This window comes from Nostoc sp., assembly GCF_036917095.1.
Taxonomy (GTDB): domain Bacteria; phylum Cyanobacteriota; class Cyanobacteriia; order Cyanobacteriales; family Nostocaceae; genus Nostoc.
In genome coordinates, this window is sequence record NZ_JBALFH010000030.1 from 122442 (window position 1) to 142962 (window position 20521).

16 protein-coding genes are annotated in these 20521 nt (G+C 40.6%); 9 read left to right on the forward strand and 7 right to left on the reverse strand.

Translation table 11 applies throughout. The annotated features are described in order from the left end of the window. Window positions 1–196 precede the first annotated feature (196 nt). Window positions 197–1150, reverse strand: a complete 954-nt coding sequence (locus tag V7L01_RS14310; RefSeq protein WP_335035757.1) for a lysylphosphatidylglycerol synthase domain-containing protein — start codon at window positions 1148–1150, stop codon at window positions 197–199. A gap of 142 nt (window positions 1151–1292) precedes the next feature. Between V7L01_RS14310 and V7L01_RS14315 the strand changes: the two genes are divergently transcribed. The 4 genes from V7L01_RS14315 (at window position 1293) to V7L01_RS14330 (ending at window position 7075) form a co-directional block, all read left to right on the forward strand. Then, window positions 1293–2270 (forward strand): alpha/beta hydrolase, encoded by a 978-nt coding sequence (locus V7L01_RS14315; protein ID WP_335035758.1) that lies wholly within the window; start codon window positions 1293–1295, stop codon window positions 2268–2270. Between the two features lie 137 nt (window positions 2271–2407). After that, window positions 2408–3316: an alpha/beta hydrolase gene (locus V7L01_RS14320; RefSeq protein ID WP_335035759.1), complete on the forward strand. Its 909-nt coding sequence runs from the start codon at window positions 2408–2410 to the stop codon at window positions 3314–3316. A 223-nt stretch (window positions 3317–3539) separates the two neighbouring features. Continuing rightward, window positions 3540–5210: a phosphatidylglycerol lysyltransferase domain-containing protein gene (locus V7L01_RS14325; protein ID WP_335035761.1), complete on the forward strand. Its 1671-nt coding sequence runs from the start codon at window positions 3540–3542 to the stop codon at window positions 5208–5210. 473 nt (window positions 5211–5683) lie between these two features. Continuing rightward, entirely contained in the window at window positions 5684–7075 is a 1392-nt protein-coding gene (locus V7L01_RS14330; protein WP_335035763.1) for a hypothetical protein, read from the forward strand. Window positions 7076–7171: 96 nt separating this feature from the next. On the opposite strand, the gene V7L01_RS14335 is transcribed toward V7L01_RS14330, so the two are convergent. Continuing rightward, window positions 7172–7795, reverse strand: coding sequence for a site-2 protease family protein (locus V7L01_RS14335; protein ID WP_335035764.1), 624 nt, complete (start codon window positions 7793–7795; stop codon window positions 7172–7174). Window positions 7796–8324: 529 nt separating this feature from the next. Here V7L01_RS14335 and V7L01_RS14340 point away from each other — a divergent pair. Beyond that, window positions 8325–8600 (forward strand): DUF485 domain-containing protein, encoded by a 276-nt coding sequence (locus V7L01_RS14340; RefSeq protein ID WP_322673478.1) that lies wholly within the window; start codon window positions 8325–8327, stop codon window positions 8598–8600. Window positions 8601–8654: 54 nt separating this feature from the next. Then, the gene (locus tag V7L01_RS14345) at window positions 8655–10226 is read left to right on the forward strand and encodes a sodium:solute symporter family transporter (RefSeq protein WP_335035766.1); all 1572 of its coding nucleotides are present in this window, start codon (window positions 8655–8657) and stop codon (window positions 10224–10226) included. Between the two features lie 177 nt (window positions 10227–10403). Here V7L01_RS14345 and V7L01_RS14350 read toward each other — a convergent pair whose 3' ends face one another. Both V7L01_RS14350 and V7L01_RS14355 read right to left on the reverse strand, forming a co-directional pair. Beyond that, window positions 10404–11246 (reverse strand): tetratricopeptide repeat protein, encoded by an 843-nt coding sequence (locus V7L01_RS14350; protein WP_335035768.1) that lies wholly within the window; start codon window positions 11244–11246, stop codon window positions 10404–10406. Between the two features lie 367 nt (window positions 11247–11613). Next, on the reverse strand, window positions 11614–12534 hold the full coding sequence (locus tag V7L01_RS14355; RefSeq protein ID WP_335035769.1) for a ribonuclease D: 921 nt from the start codon (window positions 12532–12534) through the stop codon (window positions 11614–11616). Between the two features lie 467 nt (window positions 12535–13001). On the opposite strand from V7L01_RS14355, the gene V7L01_RS14360 reads away from it, so the two are divergent. Next, complete coding sequence (locus V7L01_RS14360) at window positions 13002–13475, forward strand: BON domain-containing protein (RefSeq protein ID WP_335035771.1); 474 nt, start codon at window positions 13002–13004, stop codon at window positions 13473–13475. Window positions 13476–13569: 94 nt separating this feature from the next. Here the strand turns inward: V7L01_RS14360 and V7L01_RS14365 are convergent, their stop codons facing one another. Further along, on the reverse strand, window positions 13570–14589 hold the full coding sequence (locus tag V7L01_RS14365; RefSeq protein WP_335035773.1) for an Npun_R2821/Npun_R2822 family protein: 1020 nt from the start codon (window positions 14587–14589) through the stop codon (window positions 13570–13572). 241 nt (window positions 14590–14830) lie between these two features. On the opposite strand from V7L01_RS14365, the gene smc reads away from it, so the two are divergent. Further along, window positions 14831–18475 (forward strand): chromosome segregation protein SMC, encoded by a 3645-nt coding sequence (gene smc, locus V7L01_RS14370; protein WP_335035775.1) that lies wholly within the window; start codon window positions 14831–14833, stop codon window positions 18473–18475. A gap of 199 nt (window positions 18476–18674) precedes the next feature. Then, window positions 18675–19673, forward strand: a complete 999-nt coding sequence (locus tag V7L01_RS14375; RefSeq protein ID WP_335035777.1) for a PRC-barrel domain-containing protein — start codon at window positions 18675–18677, stop codon at window positions 19671–19673. A gap of 92 nt (window positions 19674–19765) precedes the next feature. Here V7L01_RS14375 and V7L01_RS14380 read toward each other — a convergent pair whose 3' ends face one another. After that, window positions 19766–20176 carry a type II toxin-antitoxin system VapC family toxin gene (locus tag V7L01_RS14380; RefSeq protein ID WP_335035779.1) on the reverse strand — a complete coding sequence of 137 codons (411 nt, stop codon included), beginning with the start codon at window positions 20174–20176 and terminating at the stop codon, window positions 19766–19768. Beyond that, the gene (locus tag V7L01_RS14385) at window positions 20173–20409 is read right to left on the reverse strand and encodes a type II toxin-antitoxin system Phd/YefM family antitoxin (RefSeq protein WP_334809626.1); all 237 of its coding nucleotides are present in this window, start codon (window positions 20407–20409) and stop codon (window positions 20173–20175) included. The genes V7L01_RS14380 and V7L01_RS14385 overlap by 4 nt, the downstream gene beginning before the upstream one ends. Window positions 20410–20521 lie beyond the last annotated feature (112 nt).

Below are 20521 nucleotides of genomic sequence, written 5' to 3' on the forward strand. Positions count from 1 at the left end.
ACTAACTGTTACTATTTTTATGGAATTAGATTAGCGATCGCCTCAGCAAAAATCAGGAACTTTAACCACTAGTTGTGAATATATTTCAATTAAAATTAACATAAGTTATCGCTTTTCCTTACTTAAAAGTCTCAGATCCCCTACTTATTTAATAAGTTAGGGATCTATCTATTCGTATTCATACTGAAACCAGACTTTACAGTTTATCGATATTTTTTAAATTCCCTTTTCTAAATATAATTTCATAAAGTCCTAGCAAACCTGCTGCTATTAGCAAAGGTAAGAAATAATAGACTCCCCGATAAGCTAACATTGACCCCAAAATTGCCGCCGCCGAAACTTTAGATGAGAGAATCAGCAAAATTATAGTTTCAAATACTCCCAAACCACCGGGGACATTACTAACAACACCGCCAAACATTGCTAGTAAATAGATGCCCAAAAAGTCTAGATAGGATAAAGATATATTGCTAGGTAGTACAGCATAAAGAACTGCCGCTGCCAAAATCCAATCAAAACTAGAAATTGCTATTTGAGCCAGGGATATTTTAAAAGAAGGAAATCGAAATTCTTGTCCGCGAATTGTTAACGGTTGTTTAATAAAAATACTTCCAAGTAAATAGATAGCAACCAATAACAGAAAAATTACGCCGATGGGACGCACGGTAGCAAAAGGTAAATGTAATTGAGTCGGAATTTTGAGTGGGTTGATGATAAATAAAAAACCTGCAACGGCAAACATCCCCAACCAAAAAGTAAAATTGGCAAAAGCAATTACTTGAGCGATCGCAACTGCTGAAACTCCCCAATTAGCATAAAATCGATAACGGATAGCACTGCCAGTTAGCAAGGCAAAACCTATGGTATTACTAAACGCAGAGCTAATAAAGTTGGTTAGAGCAATCTTGTTCCAGTTTAGGGAACGATTAATGTAGCTAAAACCTAAAATATCGTACCCAATCATCACGAGATAACCCAAGACTGTCAGCCAAATTGCCCAGCTTAAGCGACTTTTGGGAATAGCAGCTAGAGAGTTGAGGATATCACGATAATTATACTCATGCAATTCGTTAGCGATCGCCCACAGGGAAAGCACCAGCAGCAACAAGCCAAACAAAGAACTGAAATTGAGTTGCAGCTTTTTAAGCATAGTGAAGAAACTTATCCTAACCTTGACTTTTAATTTACAACCAGTCGTAAAGTTTCCATTCTGTTGACACAGCATTGACATATCATTTGCATAAGCTTTTGAAGACAAGCACCAATTACCCCATGCCCAATGTCTTTCAAAGATGAACTACAAACAATCTAAAATTCTCTTGCTATTTTCAGTATTAACCCTAGTTAGCTGTAATTTATCCCAAAATGTCGTAGCAAAACCACCGCAACAGCAGGATTTACAAAAAACTTCTTCCGTTCTTGCAAGCCAGCCCAATACTAGCAACTCAGCTACTCTCCTAACCTACAAAATTGAAACCTACGATAGTCATGTAATGGGTGCAAGTCGTACCTACGGCGTTTCTTTACCCCCTGGTTATGAGCAAAACCCAAAACAAAGCTATCCTGTAATATTTCTCCTCCACGGTGGACATGGTAATCCCACTGATTGGTTTAATCAGAATAAGGGACAAGCTCTCAAAACTGTGGAAAAACTTTATACTAAAGGTAAGTTGCCACCCAGCATCATTATCACACCAGACGGCAACGACAAACGTGGCTCTAGCCCCTACCGAGATCCTGAATATATTGATGGCCCTAACGGTAAAGTCTCCACAGCCGTAGGGGATGAGTTGGTAAAAGTTGTACAAAGCCGTTATCGGACACTAAACAATCCAGATTTTTGGGCGATAGGTGGTTTATCTTCTGGTGGTTGGGGAGCAATCAATGTGGGATTACACAACCTAGATCGTTTCTCAATTTTATTTAGTCATAGCGGTTATTTTCATGATAAAAGCGGGCCAATGAATAGCCCAATAAGTTATATCAAAACTATTCCATTACAAGCTCACAAAAAGTTACGAATTTATCTAGACTCTGGTATATCAGATGTTGAAGAAATCGACGAGGCTCGAAATTTTAGTAAAGTACTAAATAAGCTAAAAGTTTATAATTTATTTCGTCAGTTTCCTGGCAGCCACACTTGGCAATACTGGCGGGAACATTTATCCGATTCTTTGACATTCGTGGGCGAACAATTTCGAGTTGCTGAAATAGCACATAGGACTGAGAAGTTAGGTATTAACCAAAATAAAAATACTCAAAATAATTAGCAATTAACTCTAGAAATAAGACTATTTTGCAAAAATTTTGATATTTAAACGTCAATGCGGAAAACTCGGCTGCAATTTTTCAGTAGATTAACTATAGTTAGTTCTAATGGAGGTGATTTTTTAAACATAAAAATAATATGAAGATTACTAAACTTTTAATTACTTTGGTAGGAGCGATCGCACTCCTTGCTACCGCTGGTTATTATTATGTATTCATCTTAGGTGCGCCACAATTAGACCCGCCCCAAGAAGAGGCAAATACTGGGCTAAAGTTTCAATTGGCAACCTTCAACTCCCAAGCAATGGGTGCAGCCCGCAACTACGGCGTGATTTTGCCGCCTGCTTATAATAAAAATCAGCAAAAGCGCTATCCGGTGATATTCCTACTACACGGAGGTCATGATGATGCTCGTGCTTACGCTGATAAATATGCAGTCTTAGATGTATTGCATGAACTTTATCAAAGTGGAAAATTACCGCCATCAATTGTGATTACACCTGATGGCAATGATAATCGGGGTTCCAGTCCTTTATACGACCCCGATTATTTTGATGGCCCAAATGGCAAAGTGGGGACTTTAATTGGTTCAGAACTAGTGCAAGTTGTCAAGTCACGCTACCGCACTTTAGAAGAACCCCAGTTTTGGGCGCTAGGAGGTCTGTCTTCTGGAGGATGGGGCGCTTTTAATATCGGGTTGCGCCATCTCAACAACTTCCACATTCTCTTTAGTCATAGCGGTTATTTTACCGATAATAGCGGTTCACAAAATAGTCCCCAACAAATCGTACAACAGCTATCAATTGAAGATAGGAAGCAATTGCGTGTTTACCTAGATGCAGGTATGAATGATACTAGTTTGCTGGCTTCTACCAAAGCCTTCAACGAAATCTTAAATAAATTAGGCATTGCTCACGTATTTTATGCGTTTCCTGGAGGTCATGGTTTGTCTGGTGCTGATGTAGGCTGGAACTACTTCCACAAGCATCTTAAAGGTTCCCTCTCTTATGTAGGGGAACAGTTTAAAAAATTCGGAGTTAAAAATTAGGAGTTAGGAGTTAAAATTTTAAAAATTAGGTTCTACTGCTCCCCTTGTGCTGCGGCATTAAAATGAAGGTGTTATGGATAAAATTCAAAACATCAAAACTTAATCCGTATAAGTAACACAGCCGATAAAACCGCTTTGTTAAATATTTGAGTCAATCGAGAGAGTGAGAAAGCCAAAACCCCTAACTACTAACTAGTAATTCCTAATTAATACTTTTAGGCTAATGAGCAATAATTTAAAAACTCAGATTGGACTTTGGAGTGCAGCCTTCCTTACAGGTTTAGTCGGAGTAGTAAATTTATTATCAGCAGTGACGCCTAACCTATATGGGCGAAATCACTGGTTGAAGGAATTTTTACCATTTGAAATTCGCGCCACTGGTCATATCTTTGCAGCCATTACTGGGTTTGTCTTACTAGCACTTGCGACTAATTTATTACGTCGAAAAAGAATAGCCTGGTTACTTACCATTGGTTTACTTGTAATTTCCATTTTCAGCCACTTGCTCAAGGGACTGGACTATGAAGAAAGTCTACTTTCTGGAGTTTTGCTGCTGCAATTAATCTTGATGCGCCATTATTTCACGGCGCAATCAGACCGTCCTTCGATGGCACGGGGAGTTCGAGCGCTGATAGGCGCTTTATTATTTACCCTGGCATACGGAACTATTGGATTTTACTTGTTAGACGGCAAGTTTTCAGAGAATTTTAATTGGCGTGAAGCGATAGTTCAGACTTTGGCGATGTTCTTCACTGAGGATAATTGGGGACTGCAACCAAAGAGCCGATTTGGAGAATTCTTTGCTAATTCTATCTATATTATTGCCGCAGTTACTATTACATATGCAATGGTAATGCTATTGCAACCTGTGTTTTGGCGGAATCTAGCAACTACAAATGAGCGACAAAAAGCTAAAGAAATTGTCGAGCAATATGGATGTTCTTCTTTAGCAGCGTTCACACTATTAAATGATAAAAGTTATTATTTCAGCCCTTCGGGTAATAGTTTAATTGCTTATGTTCCCAAGGGACGGGGTGCGATCGCCTTAGGAGATCCCATCGGCCCCATTGAAGACCGCAAAGAGACAATTGTTGCTTTTTCGCAGTTTTGTCAGCGCAACGACTGGTATCCTGGTTTTTACCAAACTTTGCCCGATGATGTTGAGCTTTACAAGTCCTTAGGGTTTAAGGTACTCAAGATTGGAGAAGAAGCGATCGTTGACCTGAAGAGTTTTACGTTACAAGGTAAAGCCGGGAAAAACTTTAGACCATCCATCAGTCGTTTAACCAAGCTAGGATACCAAATCGAGTTTTACCAACCACCCATCAGCAATGATTTATTGCACCAGCTTAAATCTGTAAGTGATGAATGGCTGAAAATGGTACAAGGTTCGGAAAAACACTTTTCTTTAGGTTGGTTTGACGAAGCTTATCTGCGAGAGTGTGAGATTGCTGTGGTGCATAATCCTGAAGGTAACATCAGCGCCTTTGCCAACATTCTCCGGGAGTACCAACTCAACGAAGCCACTATTGACATGATGCGACATCGCGCGTCCCTCGAAAATGGCACAATGGACTTTCTATTTATTTCCCTGCTTCAACATTTTAAAGAGGGTGGCTACGATAGCTTTAATTTCGGTCTTTCTGCCCTTGCGGGAGTTGGAGAAAACCCAGAATCGCGCCGCTTGGAGAAAGTATTGCACTATCTATACGGGCATTTGAATCGCTTCTACAATTTCAAGGGACTGCACGCCTACAGAGAGAAGTTCCGCCCCAGTTGGGAACCACGTTATTTGGTTTACCCCAGTTTAACTGCCTTACCAGATGTAGTTGTAGCATTGATTCGCGCAGATTCAGGCGATCGCCTCTTCGATTATTTCAAACCCGGAGCCTAAATGTGGGAAAAAAATAATGGGCGTAAAGGTTAGAAAATCTATTCTGGCCAGCAATACTATAACACCTCATTGCAGGGCGATGTCTATCACAGGCTACGCCTACACAACTTAGCCTTTATATGATACAATTGTACTATAAAAGAATATCTGGTGAGTATGCAACGCAAAGTTTACCAGGCGATGCCCAAAGTTTGTAGTAAATGAACGCGATATAGCTTTTCCTAATCACATGAGGTACATCATAGTCCCCTCATCGCTTGTGGGGAGGGGGTTGGGGGTGAGGTTCTTGTACCTCACTCAACTGAGAACCGCGAGATTAGCTAGTTCGTGAATGCGATCGCGAACGCACAATAGTTGTGTGGTATATGCAAAATTTAGTATTTTGGCATCAATTTATTGTGTGTTTGCCTTTCAATTTTCCACGGTTTAACAGGCTTTAAAAGATTCTTGACCTTTATATGGAAGGTAGCAATATGACGAATAATAAAATTTCTCTAGTAGAGCTAATCCAAATTTTTGCACAATATCGCAACAATATTATCGTCAATATCAAGCACCTGCAAGAACATTATCAAAGAACAGGTATCAAGCGCGTTAAAGGTGTGAGAAACGAAAATGGAGAACTGCTTCAGCCTTGGTTGCGAACAGAAAATATAGATAATGCTGAGTATGTTGGTATGGGCGATTTTCAGTTTAATCGCAATACTGCTACTATCAATATGCTTATCAAACGTAAAGTCAAGCTTGCCAAATTTGAAGACCAAACCCCCGCTATTGAGGTAGCAGGTTTGCTAGTAAATGACCTCAATAACTTTAAGAATTACACGATTGTCAGTGACGGCAAAATAAATGTCAAGTCCTTACAAGTCAAAATCAGCAGTAAAAAAGCCTTTGACTTACTCAAAGAAAAAGGTGTGTTGGATGCAGAAGAATTTGACTTCCGTGCTGAATATACCATTCAGTTAGATAACTTGCCGCTTGTAGCTGCAAATAGTCGTTACAGCAGCATTGATGGACTATTTAATGAACTCGCAGGAATTAAAGTACTTACTAGTATTATTTCTGCTCACTTAAGAAAGGAGTCAGATGTATTTGTAGCAGGACAGTTAGATGAATTTAAAAAACACTATTTGTCTAAAAATGTTTACATCAACTTCCCTACAACTAATGAATACACAGACATCCATGAAGCTCTAATTAATGGTACTCTTGACTCAAAATTGAGCTATAAAATTGATATCGGTAGTCAAGATATTCTGAACCTGAGTAAGTTTCCTTCTGCCAACAAATTTTTGAATAGAATGTATCGTCTTTATGATAAATTCACTGGAGAAATTTTCATCAAGCCTAGTTTTGAGATGGCATTGAATGAAAATCTCGCTTTTAGGCACAGGCTACTATCATCACGTACCAAGATTACGAAAGTTGACGAGTTAATGAAACCAATTTTTGATGATTTTCTTGGGCTTGAGCAAAATGGCATAGTCGGAGATATTCTTAAGAAAGTTGGTGCTGATAGTTTGGCGCAGTTATTGCAGGATAAACAAGCTGGTAAGCAGATTAAGAAGGACGAAATGGTTGGGGCTTTAACGACGGCAAATAACAAGCTAGAACAATATGTAGAAAATATCTACCAAGAGAAGATTTATCCTTTGGTATTTTACATTGGTTGTACTGGAGTATTACCAGAAGAAATGGAAGCCAAACCCATGACTGCTGAAGAAGCTGCTGCTAAATACCCAAATTTACAATTCTCTAAAGATGAGCAAGAAGGTACTTTTTTTGCAGTTGGTGATAGTATTATCAGCATCTATGGCAAAACTGAATATTTCAGTAAAAAGGTGGCTATCTTAGAACCTTCATAAACAACAAGATCCCAGACTTCTTTGATAAATCTGGGATCTTGCGGTTTCAATTCTCACAAATCACATAAGATTACTATATAAATAATCTATTTTTGCTTAAAAAGCTGCTGATTCTCCGCCAAGCACTGACTCAATAACTAAATCAGTAATTTCGCTAAGTCCCGCCCCAAATTCTGGAATTATAAATAGAAGCATCATTGCAAAAACTCCAAATTGACTATATTGTAGTGGTTTTAGCTGAGGAAAAATCTCACTGAAAACATGAAACCCATCTAGTGGCGGAATTGGCAGCAGATTAAACATAAATAAGGTCAAATTAATCCGAGCTGCTAAGTAAAAAAACTCCCCACTTAAAAGTCCTGAAAGACTCTGATTAGAGAGAAATTTCAGCATTAAAATAAATAGAATGCCTAAAGCCAGATTTGATAATGGCCCGGCTGCGGATACCAAAATATTGCCTAGCTTGGGAGAGCGAAATTTAGAGGGGTTTACGGGCATTTGTCCCCAAGCTATACCCATGAGGCACAGAAAAATGATCGATTCTTTGCCCATGTGAACTAGAGGATTAAGCGTCAGATGACCAGTTTTTTGTGGAGTGTTATCTCCTTGACTCATAGCAGCCCAGCCGTGAGCAAGTTCATGTAAAGTAATGGAAAATATGACAATTACAACGATTCTGAAAAATTGAATCGGCTCTGTGATGAGTGTTTGAATAAACATACTTTGCTAAATTTTGGTAATGCCCCATTTGTGTAATAACAAGCTCTTAATATAAATGTTATTAAAATATTTCTTTAACCTGCTAGGGTAATTTTTGGTATATTTTATAAATCAAAATTGATTATTTTTATTAATCTCAGTTGATTTGATAACTTAAAAAAACATTTCATAACACCTGAAGGATTTTAAAACCTGGTAGCAAGTACGTATTTATTTTGTTTTTTAGTATATAAAAATTTAATTCTTGAACCCTCACTTAATTGAAGTAGTATAAAAAAGTTTTAAATCTCAGTGAAATCACAAGTCACTGAATAGATCGGCTCTATTTGTGTCTAACTGCATCTATAGTTTTATGTTTATCTGATTCAAAACAGAGCCGCTGTTGCCTTGTTATTTTGGTATATCACTTTGCCGAGTTAATTTTATTACTTTAAATAACAATAGATTTACTAATAATCTTTAAGAAAATTACGCAGAAATCAGCTTCAATGAGACAATCTGACCTAATCTTCTCAACCTAAAGGAAGACATGAACGATCGCACAAAGGCTCTCCAGGCTCTCGCGGCTGAACGTTGGCGAGTATCGCTGATTCTCACTGGAGCCATGATGTTTATTTACTTTGGCTTTATCCTATTAATCGCGTTCAATAAGCCCCTGTTGGGGTCATTAGTATTTCCTGGTCTCAGCCTGGGAATTTTACTAGGGGCGTTGGTAATTGTCTCAGCATGGGTATTAATTTTTATCTACGTGCGTTGGGCAAATAGCAGTTACGACGACCAAATCGCCAGGCTGACACGCAAGTAAATTAGCTATTAGCAATTTCTAGTCCCAAATCCAAAATACTAAACCAAAAAAAGCATGAATAGTGTGTGGTTCGATCTGCCACTGGCGGCGGATATTACCAGTCTTGGTAAGTTTAACCCGTTGGCGATCGCTTTCTTTTTTCTGTTTGTTGTAAGTTCTTTAGGCATTACCTATTGGGCGGCAAAGCTCACCAAAAATACGGCACAGTTCTATACAGCTGGCGGTAAAATCAGTGGTTTCCAAAATGGGCTGGCCCTAGCAGGAGACTTTATGAGTGCAGCCAGCTTTTTAGGTATCGCTGGGCTGGTGGCACTCAACGGCTTTGATGGCTTAATTTATTCTATCGGCTTCTTGGTAGGCTGGCCGATTGTCATGTTTTTGATTGCCGAGCCATTACGCAACTTAGGTAAATACACCTTTGCCGATGTAGTAGCTTATCGCTTGCAGCAAAAACCTGTACGTATTGCCTCTGCGATTGGAACGCTGGTAGTGATTAGCTTTTACTTAATTGCCCAAATGGTAGGTGCTGGTGAGCTAATCAAACTATTGTTTGGCTTTGATTATGAATTAGCTGTGGTCATCGTCGGTTGTGTGATGATGGCTTATGTGATTTTTGGCGGGATGATTGCTACCACTTGGGTACAAATTATCAAAGCAGTTCTGTTGCTCGGTGGAACTATCTTACTAGCTGTCTTGGTACTGGCACGATTTGGCTTTAATCCGCTCGCTCTTTTCGCCGCTGCATCTGAGAAATATACAGGTGTATTAGCTCCAGGCAAACTGGTTTCTAACCCCTTGGATGCTATCTCTTTAGGGATGTCGTTGATGTTCGGCACTGCTGGACTACCCCACATCCTGATGCGTTTCTATACAGTACCCGATGCCAAAGCAGCACGGCTCTCTGTTACTTACGCCACAGCTATTATTGGTGTTTTTTATCTCCTTACCTTCATCCTGGGCTTTGGAGCAATGGTGCTGGTAGGTAAAGATGCCATTGAGAAAATTGGTACTGGTGGTAACATGGCTGCGCCGATGTTGGCAGAATTTCTCGGTGGTGATGCTTTCTTAGGTTTTATTGCCGCTGTTTCCTTTGCAACTATTTTGGCGGTTGTCGCTGGGTTGACACTCTCAGGTGCAGCTGCATTGTCCCACGATTTATGGGTGAATGTGGTGCGATCGGGTCATGCTGACGAGTCAGAACAGCTGAAGGTGGCTCGCGGTGCGACAATGCTTTTGGGATTAGTGGCAATATTCTTGGGCATCTTGTTTAAAGGGCAAAACGTGGCTTATATGGTAGGTTTAGCATTTGCGATCGCAGCTAGTGCAAACTTCCCAGCATTGCTCTTATCTATGCTTTGGCGACGCTTCACTACTAACGGTGCGGTTGCGAGTATGTTAGTAGGTACTGTCTCCTCTTTAGTGCTGATTTATTTATCACCTACTATTCAGGTAACGATTCTCAAGCACGCTTCTGCACCCTTTCCGTTGAAGAATCCTGGATTAATCAGTATCCCACTGGCGTTTATTGTGGCGATTGTTGTTTCACTATTGAGTACTGAACAACAGGCACAGGAAAAATTTGCGGAAGTTGAGGATCGCATCCACCTTGGTTCTGGAATGGGATGAATGTCGAACGTATAAACAAGTAAATTTAAGCCTTAGCGAATGGAATTCGCGGCTACACAAACAAAGTCCGCCTGCGCGGACTAATGAAAAATGAGGTTTTTTTAACCCACGGAGGTGGGTTTTGCCTGTGTAGACGCGGTTTCTAACCGCCCTTTTCATATTGACTGTAGCTTTTGCCTACTGTCCAAGTTCTTTGATGTTTTTCATCACTTGTTCGTATAAGTCGTTGTTGCCCTGACTTTGAAAAATGCTTGCTGCTTGTTGTAAATCCTTCAGCGCTCCCTGCTTGTCTCCATTGGTGGCGCGGGCATTTCCCCGGTTATTGTAAGCAGGGGCAAAGTTAGGGTTGAAGCGAATGGCTTGATTGTAATCTTTGATTGCCCCCTGCGGATCTCCATTGGCAGCACGGGCATTTCCTCGGTTATTATAAGCGATCGCATATTTGGGGTTGAGGAGAATCGCTTGATCGAGATCGTCTATTGCCCCTTTTTTGTCTCCATTGGCGGCGCGGGCATTCCCTCGGTTATTGTAGGCTTCGGCATAGTTGGGATTCAGACGAATCGCTTCACTGTAATCTTTAACTGCTTCTCTGTTACCTCCTAGTGAGGCGCGGGCATTCCCCAGGTTATTGTAGGCTTCGGCGTCGTTAGGGTTGATGCCAAGTGCTTGATTGTAATCTGCGATTGCTTTTTCCTTGTCTCCCAAATCAAAGTAGGCTAATCCCCGGCCGTTGTAGGCAGCGCCATATTGAGAATTTTGATCTATTGCCTTAGTATATGAAGCGATCGCAGCTTGTAAATCGCCGTTTAAATGCTGATTCTTTCCCTGAAGATAGAATTCCCCACCTTTGGAAGCTGTAGCTGAACGACGGCTAGGTTGGCTGACTCCTATTTCTGTTACTAAAACATTGTCATTCTTACTACAAGAAACACTGCTAATTGCTGTCAATGTAGTAAAAATAGCTATGGTAAATACTTGATTTACCCTTGTTCGTTTTTGCTTAAATAAACGCCGTCTCATAATTTAATATAAACTGCCACAACACCTGAACGTAATTAATACCAAAATCTAGATTTTAATTCTTTAACTCAATAGTTATTCTAACTTTTGATAGCCATTTAAAGTCAATTGACAAATTTACCTGACATTAAGTAAATTCATTTAATATTTATATTAAGGAAAAAATCTGACTCAGAAAGTATAAAAATTGTCAATTTGACTCTTTCCTATTGTCATCTATGTGCTTATTGACAATAGGTTTATGAGGAGTAAACTACTATTAATCGTGTTTTTTAAGATACTTTTTGAAAAAAATATATTTTAAATATTAAGATTTCTTCTAAAGAAGAACTCCATGAATTCTGGTATTTGTAGCTATATGGACAATTTACTCATCTTCAGTTTCACTCTCTTGAGTTTTGGGAGTTAGCCGCCAAGAGGTAGTTTTTTCAATATCTACAGAAAGTTGTTCCAGATTTTGCCCTAAATCTTTTTGGAGTTTTTGAGTTAGTGTAATTGGAAAATCTAAATTAATACCTTCACTTTGTGCTAGCCTTGCTAATTCTGTAAATGTAGCTTTAACTGTAGTACGCTCATAACTAGTCAGTTTATGATAAGAAGTTTCAGATATATTTTGAGCTTGCATGGCTTTTTTCATCCGTTCTTGTAAATGCTCGCATTCTGAATTCAACAATTTACATTGCTGCTCAAGTTGCGAGTATCTACTACTTAGTGATATTAAATCTTCTGTTGCGGGTTCGGGGCTTGCTTGGGCTTGTAAATCTAATAAATTTGAGTGGATTTGAGCCAGATAAATACAATCTAAGTAAGCATACTCTATCTGTTCTTCAGTCAGGGGACGTTTTCCCCAATCGCTTGTTTGTTCTTGTTTATCGATATTGTTAAAGCTACAAAGGGCAGTAGCTATGGTTTTGAGTTGGTAGTTGGGTAATGGTAAAAGATAGTAGGGAATTTTTTTTGCCATATCCAAAGTACAAGTAATATTTTTGGCTTTCTTGTTACCGAGAAGCTTTAGATCGTAGCTGGCGTTGTGAAAAACTTTTTCAATGGTAGAATTTATCATAATTTGTTCAATAAATTCAGCTATAATATTAGGCTTATCTAAGACATCTAAAAGGTAGACGCGATCGCCACTCATATCTTGGGGATTATCTAATACCTGAATCAGCGATAGTCGGGGATTACGACTTTTAAAGTCAGCAACTTCTGTATCTATCCACAGCGTTTTAGCCTCGGTATATTCAGCAACAATGGCACTAATTTCGCGGTTGGAAGTAAGGTAGGGCATTGGCTAATATTTCCTGATATTTAGGGCATTGTAAGTAAGCCATAAGTTTCTAAAGTAGCATTTTGTTGGTAATTTTGCTGGCACAGGATTGCAAAAACCCTGAAGTTTTGAGTTCATAGGCGTAGACATCGCCAAACTGACTCAAATCTGATAATATCGAGTCACTATGATAAGGCTGCACAGTCTACCATTGAAAGAGCTACTGGGCATCTACATTAAATTCATAGAAAGCTACTGACTGTATGCAGAGGCATCCTGGTTGGCAACCATCAGGAAAATTGAATTGGCGCTTCTCAGAAATGGCTGCAAAATCTTAGCCTCAAGAAATCGTCTAAGTTTCAATTTCCAGTAACCTGAGCAATTGCTTGGGAACTTTTGCTACTTCACATTTAATTGCTTTTTAACATCTGCTCCTCACCATCACACACCTCAATTAATCGCTTCCAGTATTCAATTCGGAGAAGATAATGAAAAAGCTAATTCTATTACTAGTTAGTAGCATTTTGGTAGTTGGTACTTTTGGTTGTCAAGAGGCTCCTAAAACTGGTTCGGAAACTCCTAGTACCACTAATGAAGCCGCTCAAGCACCAGCAACACCCGCTTCTCAGATAAATCAAACTGCGGATAAAACTACCGCCAAACTTCCAGGCAAAGAAACGGCTCCTTTAGCATCTAGTACAGATACTAAAGTTAAAACCGATTCTGAAAAAACGGCAGCAACAAAAGCTAAAAGCAACTTGAAAACTGAAGTTAGCGAAAAGTTGAATAAAGGCTTACCAGGTAACAAGTTACAAGTTCAAAACAAAGAGGGTGAAATTATCCTCAAAGGCACAGCAACTTCTGCTGAAGAACTCCAGAAAGCTGAAACCTTGGCTAAAGAAGTTCAAGGTGTAAAAACGGTGAAGGTAGAAGCAAAAGTTGAAGCTGTGAAAAAGCCATAAAAGAATAACTGAAGCTCTCAGTTAACATCAGCATGAAAAGTAAATAGGGGCTTACATCTATGTAAGTCCCTGTTTTTATGTTCCATTTTAAAAATTACGCGATCGCCTTCTTAATTTTCTGGATAATTTTTTGAGATAAACGATTTATCTTGACAAATTGATTGGCTGGTTTTAGAACTTTGGGTTTTTGCTCGGGTTGTTTAATAAAACGATAGTATAAAAACTCATTTTTATAGCAAATATTGACATCTTCTCCTTTACACAAACGTGCAAAATCAGCAGAGGGATAGCTCATATAATGAATGCGATGGATTGGTTTCAAACCATCTTGATTGTAAAGAATATTATTTATATTAACAAAAGCATCTGCATTGGCACAGTTACCGGTTCTGTCGTTACCATCAGGGCTGAGAGTAAAGTTAAATATCGAGCGATCGCCATGTATGGTCATATAGTTAAATAACCCAGAGCTAGACCACCAAGAACCCGGACGAAGCCAATTAAATTCTTGTTTTTCAATCCATCTTTCTTTTAAAACATTTAAATCTTCAAGGTCGAAATATAATCGTTTAGAAGCAAAGAAACTATCACAATGAAGCTTATAACGCAAATTAATTTCTGTTAAGTGAGTTGCTTTTTTAACTATGTCTAAATTAACTTCCGTTACGGCTTTAGGCTTTGCATGTTCCCAATCATTAAAGACTAAATCGTAACTATTGAGTTTATTAAAAATATCATCAATTGGTTTCATGGCTAAAGTATCAGCATCCAAAAAAACAAAACGTTCAAAATCACCATGAAAAGCCGCGAATTTTCTATGTACAAAACCTTTATACCAACCAGGACGATTTAATTTTGATTCTTGTTGTCTGGGATGAGCATCCCAAACTTGATTTACAAAATCATCCCAAATTTTAATGGCGTTCCAATCTTCAAATAAGGTGACATTCTTTCTGGATTTAATTTCCTGCTTCACCAAATCCATTTTTTTGTTATAGGGAATTACGCAAATAGGAATATCTGGACTAATATTAGCTTCAATGCTATTTATTAAAGCAACAAGCTGATCGAATACTGCGTCATTAGCAAGGGTATAAATGCCGAAATTTTCCATTTTCCAAGCCTCGAATAATTGAACTTTATAAAAAATAATTTCGTTTTCGTGTTAACTCTTGTATTGTGGTTTTCTCGGAAACACGATTCTCCTTACACCCTCTGCGTCTCTCCTACCTCATGCGATCGCCTGCGGCAAGCCCTTTGGGTTCAGCAGCACGCCCTAATTTTCCCCCTACCCTCTTGCGAATTTTTAATTAGTTGATACACTTGTTCTTCATTAGCCCAGCGAACCAGCGCCTATGGTGCATATCAAGCGCGTGGAACTTACGAACTTCAAATCCTTCGGTGGCACTACTTCAGTCCCTTTGCTACCGGGGTGTACTGTCATATCTGGGCCAAATGGTTCGGGTAAATCGAATATTTTAGATGCACTGCTATTTTGCCTGGGACTTTCTAGTTCTAAGGGAATGCGAGCCGATCGCCTCCCAGATTTGGTAAATAACACCCAAACGTCTAAAGGACGCGCTTCTATTGAAGCTAGCGTGACAGTGACGTTTGATTTGTCGGGGGAGGATGTCTTACCCAAAACTGCAAAGGCGCAGAGTGAGGAAGCAGAGGAAGTTGAGGAAGTAGAGGAAGCAGGGGAAGAAAATCCAAAATCCAAAGTCCAAAATCCAAAATCGGGAGAGTGGAGTGTTACCAGAAGGCTGCGAGTCACCCACCAAGGAAGTTACACGTCGAATTATTATATCAATGGTGTAGCTTGCACGTTGACGGAGTTGCATGAGGAACTAAGTAACCTGCGGGTTTATCCTGAAGGCTACAACGTGGTGCTGCAAGGGGATGTCACCAGCATTATCTCAATGAATGCGCGGGAACGGCGGGAAATTATTGATGAATTGGCAGGGGTGGCGGCGTTCGATCGCAAAATCATCCAAGCCAAATCAACTTTAGATGAGGTGAAGGAAAAGGAAGATAGCTGTCGGATTATTGAGACAGAATTAACTGCACAACGCGATCGCCTTGCCCAAGATCGGGCTAAAGCTGAGAAATATCAAAAACTCCGCACAGAATTTCTAGCGAAACAATCCTGGGAAGCTGTTTTATCATGGCGATCGCTACAAGCACAACAAGAAAAGTTAGTTTACGAAATTCAAACAGGCGATCGCAATTCTACTGAACTCTCAACCCAACTCACAAACCTAAATTCTGAAATCGTCCAAAAAACTGCTGAACTCGAACAACTCAATGCCCATGTCAAAGCATTGGGAGAAGATGAACTTTTGGCGGTACAATCAACCCTCGCCACCCAAGAAGCAGAACGAAAACAACTCCAGCGTCAGCTAACCGAATTAGAAACAGCTTCCCAAGAAACCGCTAAACGTCTCGCTCAAACTCAGCAAGAAATTCAAAAACACCGACATTCCCTAGAAGAAATTGCCGAAACCCACATTGTAGAGACGCGATTCATCGCGTCTTCCCAACACCAAAGAAACGAAGCGCACCAATCTCTAGAAACCTCCCGCGAAGCAGCCGCAGAAATCGCCTCGGCTTCGGAAGCGTGGGTGCAGCAACAAACAGCATTCAACCGTCAAATTGAAACTTTGCTGCAAACTCTAGAACCGCAACGCACAGAAAAAGCACAACTCACAGAACGCAATAATCAGTTACAGCAATTAATTTCAGAGCAAACCCAGTTAATTGAACGCGACGAACCCCTTTTAGCCCAAAAACAAACTGAGTGTAATCAAGTTGAAACGGAATTTAACGCCTCTAGCGAACCCATCCAAAATTTAGCCCAAAATCTCTCAGCCACAGAACAAGAATTGCAAATCCAACAGGAAACCCAAAAACGCTTACTTTTTGAGCAACGAGAAAAACAACGCCAGTTGGATAAAATCGAGGCGCAAACGCAAGCACAGCAAGAAGTCCAAGGAACCCAAGCGAGTAAAGTAATTTTACAATCGGGAATGCCTGGACTTTGTGGTTTAGTTGTGCAGTTAGGAAAGGTGGAACCCCGCCATCAGCTAGCTTTAGAAATGGCTGCCGGTGGACGTTTGGGACATATTGTGGTGGAAGATGATGGTGTAGCCGCAGCGGGTATTGAACTCCTCAAACAAAAACGTGCCGGGAGGGCGACTTTTTTACCGCTGAATAAAATTCATGCACCTAAATTTACTCAAGATGCAACGCTGCGTTTTGCCAGTGGCTTTGTTAATTATGCTGTGAACTTAGTCGATTGCGATCGCCGTTACAAAGATGTATTTAGCTATGTTTTCGGTAACACGGTAGTTTTTGCCAGTCTTGAGGCGGCGCGGAAAAATTTAGGATTATATCGCATCGTCACCTTAGACGGGGAATTGCTGGAAACTAGCGGTGCAATGACTGGCGGTAGTAACACCCAACGTTCAGCGTTACGTTTTGGCAATGCGGAAGCGACGGAATCTGATGAAGCGATCGCTTTAAAAAGTCGCTTGGTAGACATTGAGCGGGTTTTAGAGCGTTGTACAGAAGCGATCGCTACTTTGTCAGCCAGAACCAAAAAACTCACGCAAGAACTCACAGAAGCGCGTCAGGCGCGACGCGAACAGCAGTTGCAATTAGAACAGTTGCAGAAAGATATTAAGAATTTAACAGCGCAATTAGAGGGGACGCGATCGCAACTCGCCCAAAACAGCGAAAAGTTAGCCACTGCTCAATCCCGATTAGAAATTTTAGAGCGGGAATTACCGGGACAAGAAACTCAGTTGCAACAATTGCGACACGCTTTAGCAGAGTTGGAAGCATCTCAAACCCCCAGCGAATGGCAACAAATCCAGGCGACAATTAAAATCCAAGAGCAACAATTGCAACAACGGGAGACGGCATTACGCGAAGCTGAACAAAGATTAAAAAATTTAGAAAATCAGCAACAACGTTTGCAAGAAAAAATCCAAGAAGCAGAAACGCGAATCACCGAATACGAAACCCAACAAACCTCTTGTAGAGACGCGATTCATCGCGTCTTTGCACAAACCACAACGATAAACGACCAAATCACCCAAACCCGTTTATCGTTAAATCAAATGGAACAAAATTTAGGAGAAGAAAAACAAAAACGCGACGCCACAGAACTGGAAGTGCGATCGCATCTTTTGCGCCAACAACAATTGCAATGGGAAATCGAAAAACTCAAAGAAACCCAAGAGAAGCGCCGCGAAGAACTAATTGCACTGCAAAGCCAGTTGCGGGATGTGGGAGCAGAATTACCAAATCCCTTGCCAGAAGTTCCAGATAAAGTAGATTTGGAAGAATTGCAGAAAGAATTGCGATCGCTTACCAAACGCTTACAGGCAATGGAACCTGTCAATATGCTGGCGTTGGAAGAATACGAACGCACTCAAAACCGTCTCCAAGAACTCACACAAAAATTAGAGACACTAGAAGGAGAACGCACCGAACTACTTTTACGGATTGAAAACTTTACCACATTGCGGCAACTTGCCTTTAAAGAAGCTTTCGATGCTGTCAACGAAAACTTTCAATCAATTTTTGCCATTCTTTCCGACGGCGACGGCTTCTTACAACTAGAAAATCCTGAAGATCCCTTTAGTAGTGGGCTGAATTTAGTCGCACATCCCAAAGGTAAACCCGTACAGCGCCTAGCTTCCATGTCTGGGGGAGAAAAATCACTTACAGCCTTGAGCTTTATCTTTGCCCTGCAACGCTACCGTCCGTCGCCATTTTACGCCTTTGACGAAGTAGATATGTTCCTAGATGGGGCAAACGTAGAGCGATTAGCTAGAATGATTAAACAACAGTCACAACAAGCGCAATTTATAGTTGTGAGTTTGCGTCGTCCGATGATAGAATCAGCCGAACGCACAATTGGCGTTACTCAAGCACGAGGAGCTTACACTCAAGTTTTGGGGATTAAGTTACAATCATCCAATACATCTGCTTGAGTTTTTGTTAATAATAGTGTATAGATAAACCACGTAATGTGCGAGTTTCTCTCAAACCTAACCCCCAAACCCTTCCCTACCAGGGAAAGAGAGCAAAAATCAAAGTCTTTCTTCCTTTGCGGGAGAAGTTTGGAGAGGGGTTCTAAGAACAAGTTGCACGTCGCGTTAAACCGGATTCGAGATCAGGACTCGGTATAGAATGACCTCCGAACAGATAATTAGGCGTTCCGACATATTAAATACCCAGGTGATTACCCGCGACAACGGCAAGCGGTTAGGCATCATCAGTCAAGTCTGGGTTGATATCGATCAACGAGAGGTTGTGGCTCTTGGTTTGCGAGATAGCCTGATCTCTATTTCGGGCATACCGCGCTATATGTACCTCAACAACATCAGCCAGATTGGTGATGTCATTCTGGTTGATAACGAAGATGTAATAGAAGATATCGAAGTTGAATCTCTCAGTAATCTGATTAGCTGGGAAGTAATTACAGAAACAGGTGAAGTATTAGGCAAAGTTCGAGGTTTCAAGTTCAACGGCGAAACCGGGAAGCTTAACTCCATAGTCATTGCTTCTTTAGGATTGCCCCAAATTCCCGATCAATTTCTGAGTACTTACGAGTTCTCAGTGGATGAAATTGTCAGCACTGGCCCTAATAGGTTAATTGTGTTTGAGGGAGCCGAAGAACGGGTAAACCAGTTGACAGTTGGTTTACTAGAGCGCCTGGGCATCGGCAAAGCACCTTGGGAGCGAGATATAGACACAGAATACGGCGGCTATGCTCCACCACGTACAATTGCACCTGGCAATCAACTGCCTGCTGGAACGCCATTACAGCCACCCAAGCAGAGAGTTCGCACCCCCGAACCCGTAGCGCGGGAAGAGGAATGGACAGAAGACTATGTAGAAGACGAAAGGCCACAGCGTCAGGTAATGAAGGCGCGGCAGTATGAATCTATTCAATACGAAGAAGATGAGGAAGAAGATAACTGGAGCGAGGCAACAGGCAGCGACAGGTATCAACAACCCCAGCCGCTAAAGTATGAAGCCCAGCCCTATAACAAGCCATACGTTGACGAATACGATGATTATGACGACGTAGACGGCGATGCTTGGGAAGATGCGCCGAAACCCGTGAATATTCCCAAGAAAGTCAAGGAAAGACAACCAGAATACGAAGAAGAAGGCGGATATTAAGTAATTCGTAATTCGTAATTCAACCGGAAAATTAGGAACTATTTTAAGATTAATTCAGCCTTTTCCTTACTTACAAGGAGAGGGCTAATTTTTTAACGAGGTTCGAGCCAGTTTTCTACTTTTAAATTAGGAACACGGGAAAATTCACGAGTATTGGCGGTAACAAGAGTTAGACCAAGGGTTAAAGAATGGGCAGCAATTAATAAGTCATTGCCTCCAATCGGTTTACCAAGTTGTTCTAAATCAGTGCGGATTTCTGCGTAATATTGCTCTACAGGATGAGTTAGGGGTAGTATTTCAATACTATCCAAAATTATTTCAAGTTTTTCTATGAGCTTTTGGGAGTTCTTTTTTCTAGCCCCAAATCTTGATTCACAAGCTACGATAATACTTGTACAAATTTTGTCTTCTCCGACATCTTTAATTTTTGAAAATATCACTCCTCTGGGGTTTTTAATTAGTTCGGAAATGATGTTTGTATCTAATAAGTATAAATAACTCATTTTGAAAACTCAATATCATCTAAGGGTAATAATCCTTCGTCCACGTCGGCAAAGTCTTCGTCCAGTGGTTCAAGGGTGGAAAGGGTTTCCAGGAGGGATTTTTTCTTGATGGGGGAAATGATGGCGAAGGGGATACCGTTTTGGGTAATAGTGAGGGGTTCGCCTGTTTTTTGGGCTTGGTTGAGTAGGGTTTGGATGGTTGCAGGGAGGTCGGAAAGGGTGATTTGTGTCATAGTGGGTTCTGGGGTTAGCGTATGGGGACTTAGCGCACATCTATTTTACCTGTGACGGCGTTGGTGATGAGGGCAGTGCGATATTCTTTTAACAGTTCAATTGCTTCTTGAA

Coding starts and splice junctions, on each gene's coding strand:
- V7L01_RS14310 (WP_335035757.1), bottom strand. CDS start 1,150: ATGCTTAAAAAGCTGCAACTCAATTTCAGTTCTTTGTTTGGCTTGTTG.
- V7L01_RS14360 (WP_335035771.1), top strand. CDS start 13,002: ATGAAAAAGCTAATTCTATTACTAGTTAGTAGCATTTTGGTAGTTGGT.
- V7L01_RS14350 (WP_335035768.1), bottom strand. CDS start 11,246: ATGAGACGGCGTTTATTTAAGCAAAAACGAACAAGGGTAAATCAAGTA.
- V7L01_RS14325 (WP_335035761.1), top strand. CDS start 3,540: ATGAGCAATAATTTAAAAACTCAGATTGGACTTTGGAGTGCAGCCTTC.
- smc (WP_335035775.1), top strand. CDS start 14,831: ATGGTGCATATCAAGCGCGTGGAACTTACGAACTTCAAATCCTTCGGT.
- V7L01_RS14335 (WP_335035764.1), bottom strand. CDS start 7,795: ATGTTTATTCAAACACTCATCACAGAGCCGATTCAATTTTTCAGAATC.
- V7L01_RS14385 (WP_334809626.1), bottom strand. CDS start 20,409: ATGACACAAATCACCCTTTCCGACCTCCCTGCAACCATCCAAACCCTA.
- V7L01_RS14380 (WP_335035779.1), bottom strand. CDS start 20,176: ATGAGTTATTTATACTTATTAGATACAAACATCATTTCCGAACTAATT.
- V7L01_RS14345 (WP_335035766.1), top strand. CDS start 8,655: ATGAATAGTGTGTGGTTCGATCTGCCACTGGCGGCGGATATTACCAGT.
- V7L01_RS14320 (WP_335035759.1), top strand. CDS start 2,408: ATGAAGATTACTAAACTTTTAATTACTTTGGTAGGAGCGATCGCACTC.
- V7L01_RS14340 (WP_322673478.1), top strand. CDS start 8,325: ATGAACGATCGCACAAAGGCTCTCCAGGCTCTCGCGGCTGAACGTTGG.
- V7L01_RS14330 (WP_335035763.1), top strand. CDS start 5,684: ATGACGAATAATAAAATTTCTCTAGTAGAGCTAATCCAAATTTTTGCA.
- V7L01_RS14315 (WP_335035758.1), top strand. CDS start 1,293: ATGAACTACAAACAATCTAAAATTCTCTTGCTATTTTCAGTATTAACC.
- V7L01_RS14365 (WP_335035773.1), bottom strand. CDS start 14,589: ATGGAAAATTTCGGCATTTATACCCTTGCTAATGACGCAGTATTCGAT.
- V7L01_RS14355 (WP_335035769.1), bottom strand. CDS start 12,534: ATGCCCTACCTTACTTCCAACCGCGAAATTAGTGCCATTGTTGCTGAA.
- V7L01_RS14375 (WP_335035777.1), top strand. CDS start 18,675: ATGACCTCCGAACAGATAATTAGGCGTTCCGACATATTAAATACCCAG.